The sequence below is a fragment of the Salmonella sp. 32031103-2018-00083-FB-01-SM-01 genome, from assembly GCF_017571995.1.
GTDB classification, from domain to species: Bacteria; Pseudomonadota; Gammaproteobacteria; order Enterobacterales; family Enterobacteriaceae; genus Salmonella; species Salmonella enterica.
The window spans coordinates 257591-268153 of the sequence record NZ_JAGEQL010000006.1 but is presented as its reverse complement, the minus strand read 5'-3'; the positions used below and the strand labels follow the sequence as shown (position 1 = coordinate 268153).

Annotated in this window: 8 protein-coding genes and 4 pseudogenes; 8 read left to right on the top strand and 4 right to left on the bottom strand. The window is 51.6% G+C overall.

Annotated elements, in window-relative coordinates:
* Window positions 1-92 precede the first annotated feature (92 nt).
* Window positions 93-1402: pseudogene (locus J4614_RS22275) on the top strand (autotransporter outer membrane beta-barrel domain-containing protein); the annotation flags it as partial.
* A gap of 161 nt (window positions 1403-1563) precedes the next feature.
* On the opposite strand, the gene xseA reads toward J4614_RS22275, so the two are convergent.
* Window positions 1564-2913 (bottom strand): exodeoxyribonuclease VII large subunit, encoded by a 1350-nt coding sequence (xseA, locus tag J4614_RS18040; RefSeq protein ID WP_000953169.1) that lies wholly within the window; start codon window positions 2911-2913, stop codon window positions 1564-1566.
* Between the two features lie 160 nt (window positions 2914-3073).
* On the opposite strand from xseA, the gene guaB reads away from it, so the two are divergent.
* The 3 genes and pseudogenes from guaB to J4614_RS18025 all read left to right on the top strand — a co-directional run.
* Complete coding sequence (gene guaB / locus J4614_RS18035) at window positions 3074-4540, top strand: IMP dehydrogenase (protein WP_000944174.1); 1467 nt, start codon at window positions 3074-3076, stop codon at window positions 4538-4540.
* Window positions 4541-4608: 68 nt separating this feature from the next.
* Entirely contained in the window at window positions 4609-6186 is a 1578-nt protein-coding gene (guaA, locus tag J4614_RS18030) for a glutamine-hydrolyzing GMP synthase (RefSeq protein ID WP_000138296.1), read from the top strand.
* Between the two features lie 123 nt (window positions 6187-6309).
* Window positions 6310-6639: pseudogene (locus tag J4614_RS18025) on the top strand (DDE-type integrase/transposase/recombinase); the annotation flags it as partial.
* Window positions 6640-6718: 79 nt separating this feature from the next.
* On the opposite strand, the gene J4614_RS18020 reads toward J4614_RS18025, so the two are convergent.
* Together J4614_RS18020 and J4614_RS22330 are read right to left on the bottom strand one after the other, a co-directional pair.
* Window positions 6719-7048, bottom strand: coding sequence for a DUF1493 family protein (locus J4614_RS18020; RefSeq protein WP_077906412.1), 330 nt, complete (start codon window positions 7046-7048; stop codon window positions 6719-6721).
* Window positions 7033-7248 (bottom strand): annotated as a pseudogene (locus J4614_RS22330) (hypothetical protein); the annotation flags it as partial. The pseudogene J4614_RS22330 and the gene J4614_RS18020, both read right to left, overlap by 16 nt.
* Window positions 7249-7273: 25 nt before the next feature.
* On the opposite strand from J4614_RS22330, the gene J4614_RS22185 reads away from it, so the two are divergent.
* Together J4614_RS22185 and J4614_RS22180 are read left to right on the top strand one after the other, a co-directional pair.
* On the top strand, window positions 7274-7591 hold the full coding sequence (locus J4614_RS22185) for a hypothetical protein (protein WP_243760076.1): 318 nt from the start codon (window positions 7274-7276) through the stop codon (window positions 7589-7591).
* A pseudogene (locus J4614_RS22180) lies at window positions 7522-7665 on the top strand (hypothetical protein); the annotation flags it as partial. The gene J4614_RS22185 and the pseudogene J4614_RS22180, both read left to right, overlap by 70 nt.
* 78 nt (window positions 7666-7743) lie before the next feature.
* Here the strand turns inward: J4614_RS22180 and J4614_RS18010 are convergent.
* A complete protein-coding gene (locus tag J4614_RS18010; protein ID WP_000075924.1) occupies window positions 7744-7935 on the bottom strand; it encodes a YfgG family protein in 192 nt (63 codons plus the stop codon).
* 178 nt (window positions 7936-8113) lie between these two features.
* Between J4614_RS18010 and J4614_RS18005 the strand changes: the two genes are divergently transcribed.
* Window positions 8114-8251: a hypothetical protein gene (locus J4614_RS18005; protein WP_001581698.1), complete on the top strand. Its 138-nt coding sequence runs from the start codon at window positions 8114-8116 to the stop codon at window positions 8249-8251.
* A gap of 96 nt (window positions 8252-8347) precedes the next feature.
* The gene (locus tag J4614_RS18000; RefSeq protein WP_000773651.1) at window positions 8348-10561 is read left to right on the top strand and encodes a sensor domain-containing phosphodiesterase; all 2214 of its coding nucleotides are present in this window, start codon (window positions 8348-8350) and stop codon (window positions 10559-10561) included.
* Window positions 10562-10563: the final 2 nt, after the last annotated feature.

Sequence of the window (10563 nt, the reverse complement as noted above, 5' to 3'; positions counted from 1 at the left end):
TATGTTCTGCTAATTGGAGTCACCACCGTTTGCCGCGAGTGTGTAAAAGCGCTGTCTCGCTTCTGCAACCCGGCATCTGGCACTACCCATATTTAAAATAACATCCGATGTCGCATGATGATCATACCTTTTTGCTTCATTCTAATGAAGTCCCGCTTTCTATCGAAAGGCCTGAGTCAGAATGGACAATTAGTGCAAAACACCATGCACTGACCTTTGCAATTGTTGCCGCGCTTGGGATCGCCAGCCCGCTGGCCATAGCCGATAATCCGGTGTCTTACATTGACGGAGTCGACCACGACCTGAATGCAGAAACGTCGCCGATTTCCTATTCTGGCATCGCTGAAGGTGCCGCGCTGTACCTCGAAGGCCTACCCACTCAAGGCCAGGGCTGGGAGCCAACTTCAGCCACGGACACGAATATCGTGATTGAAACAGACGGCGGCGAGGCCCCCCTTTAGCGAAGCGAGCGGCACTTTTCCCCTCGGTGATAATGAAACGTTTGAAGTTACCTGCGAGCTGAGCAAGGTTTCCCCCGTACCTGGCGGCTGGGACGGCGAAACGCTGTTCAAAGAAGGCGACGGTACGCTCATCCTCAGCAACACGGCGAATGGCTATGGCAATACCACCATTACCGGCAGTACGCTGACGGCTGACCATGCGGATTCGCTGGGTACTGGAGCTGTTGCCAACATCGGCGTGCTTCAGGTCGGGCGAGGGCAAGATGGAAAATACGCTTTCCGGCAGCACCGGTAACCGTGGCGCGGACGGTAGCCAGTTCACCAGCAGCGGCAACGTAGACGGCTACAACCTTGGTGTCTATGCCACCTGGTTTGCCGATGCTCAAACGCATAGCGGCGCGTATGTCGACAGCTGGTACCAATATGGTTTCTACAACAACAGCGTAGAGAGCGGTGATGCGGGTTCTGAATCTTACGATTCAACCGCTAACGCTGTCTCGCTGGAAACCGGTTATCGCTACGATATAGCGCTGAGTAACGGCAATACTGTCAGTCTGACGCCGCAGGCGCAGGTTGTCTGGCAGAATTACTCAGCGGATAGCGTGAAGGATAACTACGGCACCCGGATCGACGGTCAGGATAGTGACAGTTGGACAACGCGCCTGGGTCTGCGAGTTGACGGCAAGCTGTACAAAGGCAGCCGTACGGTTATCCAGCCGTTTGCTGAAGCTAACTGGCTGCACACCAGCGATGATGTGTCGGTATCGTTTGATGATGCTACGGTGAAACAGGATCTTCCGGCTAACCGTGCGGAGCTGAAAGTAGGTCTGCAGGCAGATATCGATAAGCAGTGGAGCGTTCGCGCTCAGATTGCCGGGCAGACTGGCAGCAATGATTTTGGCGATCTGAACGGTAGCCTCAATCTGCGCTATAACTGGTAAGTTAGACAAAACCGGGCGGGTATTCCCTGCCCGGTTTTGAGGCGAATGACAAACCGGTTGATCGTCATATTATGGCTACACCTTATCCAATGTGGCGCGTAGGTTGGCTGAGGCGAAGTCGAACCCCAACATCGCGCTGCAAAGGGTGGGGGAATGTTGGATTACGTGCCCGGCGTGACAGATTTGACTTCACTTTCAAGCCAGCCGTCCTCCAGTCTCGTGGTCATGATATCGCCTGCTTTGACCTGTTTGATCTTTTTCAGCACTTTGCCGTCCGTTGTCGTCGAAACCGTATAGCCGCGCGCCAGCGTGGCTAACGGGCTGACCGCCTCCAGATGCGTGACCGCGTTGCCAAAGCGTTCGCGCTGTTCGCTTAACCGTGAGCGGATATTCTCCGTCAGACGATATTCCAGCTGTTGGATGCGCGACTGCGCGCGGTGAATGCGCGGCTGCGGATTTTGCTGGCTCAGGCGTTGACTTACGCGCTGTTGGCGCTGAGTGGCCTGCTTAATCCTGGCCTCAAGCGCAAATCCCATCCGTTGGCGTAGACGTTCCAGGGCGGTTTGCTGACGGGCCAGACGCAGTTGCGGATGTTGCTGTTGCAGACGGTGAAAAATCTGCGTGAAACGGCGGCTACGGTTGGCGAGGTAGTAGTCCATCGCCATGCCCAGACGCTGCTGGGCGGATTGAATCTGGCGCAACAACTCCTGCTGGTTACGGCTGACAATTTCTGCCGCTGCTGATGGCGTCGGCGCGCGCAGGTCGGCGACAAAATCAGCTATCGTGACGTCCGTTTCGTGACCGACGGCGCTGACCACCGGAATGCGGCTGGCAAAAATAGCCCGCGCCACGCGTTCGTCGTTAAAACTCCACAAATCTTCCAGCGAACCGCCGCCGCGTCCGACGATCAGTACATCACACTCGCCCCGCGCGTTCGCCAGTTCGATAGCACGAACAATCTGCCCCGGCGCGTCGTCGCCCTGGACCGCCGTCGGGTAGATAATTACGGGCAGGGATGGGTCACGACGCTTTAGCACGTGGAGAATATCGTGCAACGCTGCGCCGGTTTTCGAGGTGATCACCCCCACGCAGTGGGCCGGGGAGGGTAACGGTTGTTTATGCTGCTGATCGAACAACCCTTCGGCCTGCAGTTTGGCTTTTAGCTGCTCATATTTCTGCTGCAACAAGCCTTCGCCAGCCGGCTGCATACTTTCGGCGATGATTTGATAATCGCCGCGCGGCTCGTACAGCGTAATATTGGCGCGTACCAGCACCTGCTGCCCGTGCTGCGGGCGGAACGTCACCCGGCGATTGCTGTTACGGAACATCGCACAGCGCACCTGAGCGGTATCGTCTTTGAGCGTAAAGTACCAGTGGCCCGACGCAGGCTGCGTGAAATTAGAAATCTCGCCGCTGATCCATACCTGTCCCATCTCCTGTTCTAACAGCAGACGAACCGTCTGGTTAAGGCGGCTTACGGTAAAAATTGAGGAAGTTTGAGAGGATAACATGTGAGCGGGATCAAATTCTAAATCAGCAGGTTATTCAATCGATAGTAACCTGCTCACGGGGGATCGCAAGCACTATTTGCAAAAAAATGTAGATGCAACCGATTACGTTCTGTATAATGCCGCGGCAATATTTATTAACCTCCCAGGTGAGATATTGCCCATGCTACGTATCGCTAAAGAAGCCCTGACGTTTGACGACGTCCTCCTTGTTCCCGCTCACTCCACCGTTTTGCCGAATACTGCCGATCTCAGCACGCAGTTGACGAAAACTATTCGTCTGAATATTCCTATGCTTTCTGCGGCGATGGACACCGTGACGGAAGCGCGCCTGGCAATTGCCCTGGCTCAGGAAGGCGGCATTGGTTTTATCCACAAAAACATGTCCATCGAGCGCCAGGCGGAAGAAGTTCGCCGCGTGAAGAAACACGAGTCCGGCGTAGTGACCGACCCGCAGACCGTCCTACCAACCACCACGTTGCATGAAGTGAAAGCCCTGACCGAGCGTAATGGTTTTGCGGGCTATCCGGTGGTAACTGAAGATAACGAGCTGGTGGGTATCATCACCGGTCGTGACGTGCGTTTTGTGACTGACCTGAACCAGCCGGTGAGTGTCTACATGACACCGAAAGAGCGTCTGGTGACCGTTCGTGAAGGCGAAGCCCGTGAAGTCGTGCTGGCAAAAATGCACGAAAAACGCGTAGAAAAAGCGCTGGTCGTTGATGATAACTTCCATCTGCTTGGCATGATTACCGTAAAAGATTTCCAGAAAGCGGAACGTAAACCAAACTCCTGTAAAGATGAGCAGGGCCGTTTACGTGTCGGTGCGGCGGTCGGCGCAGGCGCGGGCAACGAAGAGCGCGTTGACGCGCTGGTGGCGGCAGGCGTTGACGTACTGCTGATCGACTCTTCTCACGGTCACTCTGAAGGTGTGTTGCAACGTATCCGTGAAACGCGCGCTAAATATCCTGACCTGCAAATCATCGGCGGCAACGTTGCGACGGGCGCAGGCGCTCGCGCGCTGGCGGAAGCCGGTTGCAGCGCGGTGAAAGTCGGTATCGGTCCTGGCTCCATCTGTACCACTCGTATCGTGACTGGTGTGGGCGTTCCGCAGATCACCGCTGTTTCCGACGCAGTTGAAGCGCTGGAAGGCACCGGAATTCCGGTTATCGCTGACGGCGGTATCCGCTTCTCCGGCGACATTGCCAAAGCCATCGCCGCAGGTGCAAGCGCGGTAATGGTGGGCTCTATGCTGGCCGGTACCGAAGAATCCCCGGGCGAAATCGAGCTCTATCAGGGCCGTTCGTACAAATCATACCGTGGGATGGGCTCGCTGGGCGCGATGTCCAAAGGCTCTTCTGATCGTTACTTCCAGAGCGATAACGCTGCCGACAAACTGGTGCCGGAAGGTATCGAAGGCCGCGTAGCCTATAAAGGTCGCCTGAAAGAGATCATTCACCAGCAGATGGGCGGCCTGCGCTCCTGTATGGGACTGACCGGTTGTGCTACCATCGACGAACTGCGTACTAAAGCGGAGTTTGTGCGTATCAGCGGTGCGGGTATCCAGGAAAGCCACGTTCACGACGTGACCATCACCAAAGAGTCCCCGAACTACCGTCTGGGCTCCTGATTCTCTTCGCCCGACTTCATGTCGGGCGATTTATTTAATCTGTTTCACTTGCCTCGGAATAAGCGTCAATGACGGAAAACATTCATAAGCATCGCATCCTCATTCTGGACTTCGGTTCTCAGTACACTCAACTGGTTGCGCGCCGCGTGCGTGAGCTGGGCGTTTACTGCGAACTGTGGGCGTGGGATGTGACAGAAGCGCAAATTCGTGACTTCAACCCAAGCGGCATTATTCTTTCCGGCGGCCCGGAAAGCACCACCGAAGAAAACAGCCCGCGCGCGCCGCAGTATGTCTTTGAAGCAGGCGTGCCGGTATTTGGCGTCTGCTACGGGATGCAGACCATGGCGATGCAGCTTGGTGGTCATGTAGAAGGTTCTAATGAGCGTGAATTTGGTTACGCGCAGGTCGAAGTATTGACCGACAGCGCGCTGGTTCGCGGTATTGAAGATTCCCTGACCGCCGACGGCAAACCGCTGCTGGACGTGTGGATGAGCCACGGCGATAAAGTGACGGCGATTCCGTCCGACTTCGTGACCGTCGCCAGCACCGAGAGCTGTCCGTTCGCCATTATGGCCAACGAAGAAAAACGCTTCTACGGCGTACAGTTCCACCCGGAAGTGACTCACACCCGCCAGGGTATGCGTATGCTGGAGCGTTTTGTGCGTGATATCTGCCAGTGTGAAGCCCTGTGGACGCCGGCGAAGATCATCGACGACGCTGTAGCCCGCATCCGCGAGCAGGTGGGCGACGACAAAGTAATCCTCGGTCTCTCCGGCGGCGTGGATTCTTCCGTCACCGCCATGCTGCTGCACCGCGCGATCGGTAAAAACCTGACTTGTGTATTCGTCGATAACGGCCTGCTGCGCCTCAACGAAGCCGAGCAGGTGATGGACATGTTTGGCGACCATTTTGGCCTGAATATCGTTCACGTTCCGGCGGAAGAGCGTTTCCTGTCCGCGTTGGCTGGTGAGAACGATCCGGAAGCCAAGCGTAAGATCATCGGTCGCGTTTTCGTTGAAGTATTCGATGAAGAAGCGCTCAAACTGGAAGACGTGAAATGGCTGGCGCAGGGGACTATCTACCCTGACGTTATCGAATCTGCGGCGTCTGCAACCGGTAAAGCGCACGTCATCAAATCTCACCACAATGTCGGCGGCTTGCCGAAAGAGATGAAGATGGGGCTGGTTGAACCGCTGAAAGAGCTGTTCAAAGACGAAGTGCGTAAGATTGGTCTGGAGCTGGGCCTGCCGTACGATATGCTGTATCGCCATCCGTTCCCGGGGCCGGGCCTCGGCGTGCGCGTACTGGGTGAAGTGAAGAAAGAGTACTGCGACCTGCTGCGCCGTGCGGACGCTATCTTCATTGAAGAACTGCGCAAAGCGGATCTGTATGACAAAGTCAGTCAGGCGTTCACCGTCTTCCTGCCGGTCCGTTCCGTAGGCGTCATGGGCGATGGTCGTAAGTACGATTGGGTGGTCTCTCTGCGTGCCGTCGAAACCATCGACTTTATGACCGCGCACTGGGCACATCTGCCGTATGACTTCCTGGGTCGTGTTTCCAACCGCATTATCAATGAAGTCAACGGGATTTCCCGTGTGGTGTATGACATTAGCGGTAAACCACCGGCTACCATTGAGTGGGAATAAGCCGATAACCCTTCCTGTGTTTTCATGAACAGGTAAAAGGAAATTTAACCCTCTGTTTTTGCAGAGGGTTTTTATTTATGTGCATAGATGAGTTTTCTGTGTAGTGCACAGCTTCTGGCGGTAAATTTGACGTAATTACGAACCCACGAAGGTTGGTTGTATCTTGCCGTGGTCGTTGATTTGTTCTCGCGCAAAGTTATCGGTTGGTCAATGCAACCACGAATGACAAAAGACATTGTTCTGAATGCGCTTCTGATGGCCGTGTGGCGACGCCATCCCCAAAAACAGGTGCTGGTTCATTCTGATCCGGGTAGTCAGTACACCCGCTATGAATGGCTGAAATCGCACGGACTGGAGGGCAGTATGAGCCGTCGTGGCAACTGTCATGACAATGCGGTTGCAGAAAGCTTTTTCCAGCTACTGAAGCGTGAACGGATAAAGAAAAAGATCTACCAACGACTCAGAAGTGCCCTGGTTATCCGTGGCTATACAACCCAAATAAGGGGCATTTAAAATATAGTAACTTTATTCTTCAACTATATAACCAACGTCCAGCTTTAGCACTTTCAACGAGCATACCAACCGTTAGTGGCTTACGCGGATCAGTCTCTTTACTTCCAAAGTACTCTGGATTCAGATAGTTGAGTATGTCAAATCCTTCTGGATCTATATTCCAACGCTTGAAGTACTCTTGTAGAAGTTCTTCACTATCTTCAAAAACGAGTTTAAGATCATCCCTAATACTGGTATCAAGCGTGATGGTTCGCTTTGGCCCACAGAGAAAGTACTTTTTAGTGTTATATTTCTGATCGATAAAATCGATAATTTCTTTCTCAATATCTCTCATTAGAAGTACGTCCACTGAATGCGATCTTTAGGAACCGCCACACGATTAAATGTATCTTTAATATCACGCTGGATATCATAAATCGTAGTGAATGTCATAACCCAACCGAGCCAGGGTACATTACGACCAACGAAACGACCTAAATTATTCGTTGAGCTTAGCTGCAATGAATTGATGGTTTTGCCTGTCAACGTTGGTAATCTGATCCCACGTGGCTCTTTACAAAACAAATTCTGACGTATGGGACTGGTCACCTTATTCTCCTCCCACGATGGTTATCTTCCTGATTTCGCATTGGATCTGGCGGATAGGGCGGAACCGCAGGTGACCTTTGAGTATACGTTTACGGTAAAGCACTGCATCGACACAATAGCGGGTTTCCTGAAGCGCGTTGAGGTTGAGCCGCATCCGGCTATCGTAGAGATACTCACACAGTTTGAGAGTACCGTACGCCAGTGCCCGCTGGGATGCCAGATTTGCCCTGAACTTGTGCCAGCTACCGGGAGTTTAACCACGCTGAAGGCTATCGGATTTTGTATTCGGTCGAGGGAATCTTAGTAACCGCGCATATGATCTTATCACCCAGGCAGGATATGCCGCGGTTGCTCTTTAAGCGTCTGATCATGGCCTGAACCCATTGAGTGGGATTGTCTTTTTGCGTTAACGCTAAAGCTCCTTTTTCTTGCGCGGGCTTTTTAACGGATAACAGCTTAACGTTGTCCCGGCGTGGTGACAGAAAGCGATGACTGTTGCGCTTCTTTTTTATCCTGATGGTGCTGCCAGGCGCCGATAGAAGAGTAGACGAAACGTCCAAAGAAGAAGAGAAAACTGATAAGCAGTACGATACGGGTCATGCGAGTGTTAAATCGATGTCGTTTTCGCATACTGTTGGCCTGACTCACAAAGGGTTCCTTAACGTTGGCCCAGCGGTATGGGCGGGATCAGGCTGGGTTCTTCAAGGGTATTATCAAGGCGAAGAACGTAACAAGCCTGCGTTCACTCTACATTAAGGCATACTGCGAACCGATGGTCAATTCCTCTTAATGTAAAATTGCGTCAGTTGATTTATCTTATATTGTTATGGAAGATAATTTTAGTATTTACATTAATAATAAATTAATGATAACAAAGAATAAAAAGACGAATAAAGGCTGCAGGAGAAAGGTAATAATTGACTTAAATCAAATGTTACTTTTGTTTAATAATTACAATCGATGACTATCGTGTGATGTATATCGCATCATCAATTTAAAGTCAGGTGGGATGCCTGTCTGTTAACGCCCCTTTGGGATTGGGGGGTTCTGCTGAGCATCTATGAAACTAAATAAAACTTATATAAATATCAGAGATAAATGGTGGGGACTACCGCTCATTCTCCCTTCGATTTTACTACCTGTTTTAAGTAGCGCAAATACTTATGCGCTTACCAGCACTGGAAATGTGGTTCTTTTTTACCTGCCGTTAGCTTTTATGCTTAGTCTGATGCTCTTTTTCGGCTGGGCAGCACTGCCGGGTATTGTGCTTGCTATCTTCTGGCGCAGATACCCGCAGACAGGGCTGTATGAAACCCTTTCTGTGACAATGCACTTTATCATTACTATCGTGCTAAGTTGGGGCGGCTATCGTGTCTTTTCCCCCCGGCGAAATAATGTTTCCCACGGCGACGCCCACCTGTTGTTTCAACGAATGTTCTGGCAGGTATTTTGTTCAGCAACATTATTTCTGGTCATCTACCAGTTTGCCGCTTTTGTTGGCATGTACGAAAGTAAAGCCAGCCTGATGGGGGTAATGCCCTTTAATATCAACACGCTGATTAATTACCAGGCGTTACTGGTCGGTAACCTTATCGGCGTGCCATTGTGCTATTTTATTATTCGTACTCTCCGCAATCCCCTGCACCTGCGCGGGTATTATCAGCAATTAAAGCTACAGATTGATAGCAAGGCCACTAAAAAAGAGATCGTTATTTGGCTGGCCGTATTGACTACACTAATGTTTATACTGTGCATGCCATTGACTGATAATAGTTCAATATTTAGTACCAACTATACGCTTTCGTTATTATTGCCGGTCATGCTGTGGGGCGCGATGCGCTATGGCTATAAGTTTATTTCAATTATCTGGGCCGTCGTGCTAATTACGTCAATTCATTATTATCAGCGTTATATGCCCTGGTATTCAGGTTATGATACGCAATTAGCGATTACCTCTTCGAGCTATCTGGTTTTTTCTTTTATTGTTAATTATATGTCTGTACTGGCCACGCGCCAGCGCGTAGTGAGTGGTCGCGCACGGCGGCTGGCCTATCTTGACCCGGTGGTACATCTTCCCAATTTACGTGCGTTAAACCGCGCGCTCCAAAATGCGCCCTGGTCTACGATCTGTTTTTTACACGTGCCGGGTCTGGAGCTATTGGGTAAAAATTATGGCGTCATGCTACGCATCCAGTATAAGCAAAAGCTCTCTCACTGGATTACGCCGATGTTGGCCTCAAATGAGTGCGTCTACCAGATGTCAGGGCACGACCTGGTGCTGCGTCTTAATACAGAGGCGCATCAGCAGCGTATTGAAGCGCTGGATAAACATATTAAGCAGTTTCGGTTTATCTGGGATGGACTGCCGCTACAGCCGCCTGTCGGCGTGAGCTACTGCTGCGTGCGTTCTCCGGTTAGCCACCTTTATCTTCTGCTGGGCGAATTAAGCACCAGTTCCGATCTTTCGTTGACGACTAACGCGCCGGAGGATTTACAGCGGCGCGGCGCAATGCACCTGCAGCGCGATTTGAAGGGCAGAATTGCGATGATGAATCGCCTGCAACAGGCGTTGGAGCACGATCATTTTTTCCTGATGGCGCAGCCTATTTTCGGTGTACGTGGGGACGTTTACCATGAAATTTTACTGCGACTCAGGGATGACAACGGCGACGTTATCAACCCGGACAATTTTTTACCCGTGGCGCATGAGTTTGGTTTGTCTTCCGCTATCGATCTCTGGGTGATTGAAAACACGCTGCGGTTTATGGCGGCCAGCCGGGAATATATGCCCGCGCATCGTTTTGCCATTAATCTGTCGCCAACATCGGTATGTCGCGCCCGTTTTCCTGCAGAAGTTAAGCAGTTGCTTAAACAATATCAGGTTGAACCCTGGCAACTGGTTTTTGAGGTAACGGAAAGCAACTCTCTCACCAATGCTGAGCAGGCGCAGTTGACGCTGGGACAGCTACAGCAGTTTGGCTGTCAGATAGCGATTGATGATTTCGGTACAGGCTACGCCAGCTATGCGCGGCTGAAAAACGTTAACGCCGATATTCTTAAAATTGACGGCAGTTTTATTCGCAATATAGTGTCAAACAGTCTCGATTATCAGATCGTGGCTTCTATTTGTCATTTAGCGCGAATGAAAAAAATGCAGGTCGTCGCGGAGTATGTCGAGAGCGAAGAAATACGAAGCGTCGTGCTGTCGTTGGGGATCGACTATCTTCAGGGATATTTAATTGGCGAGCCGCAGCTATTATCTGAGATTCAGTAAAG

Coding starts and splice junctions, on each gene's coding strand:
- J4614_RS18005 (WP_001581698.1), top strand. CDS start 8,114: ATGGAAGATAATTTTAGTATTTACATTAATAATAAATTAATGATAACA.
- guaA (WP_000138296.1), top strand. CDS start 4,609: ATGACGGAAAACATTCATAAGCATCGCATCCTCATTCTGGACTTCGGT.
- guaB (WP_000944174.1), top strand. CDS start 3,074: ATGCTACGTATCGCTAAAGAAGCCCTGACGTTTGACGACGTCCTCCTT.
- J4614_RS22185 (WP_243760076.1), top strand. CDS start 7,274: ATGGGACTGGTCACCTTATTCTCCTCCCACGATGGTTATCTTCCTGAT.
- xseA (WP_000953169.1), bottom strand. CDS start 2,913: ATGTTATCCTCTCAAACTTCCTCAATTTTTACCGTAAGCCGCCTTAAC.
- J4614_RS18000 (WP_000773651.1), top strand. CDS start 8,348: ATGAAACTAAATAAAACTTATATAAATATCAGAGATAAATGGTGGGGA.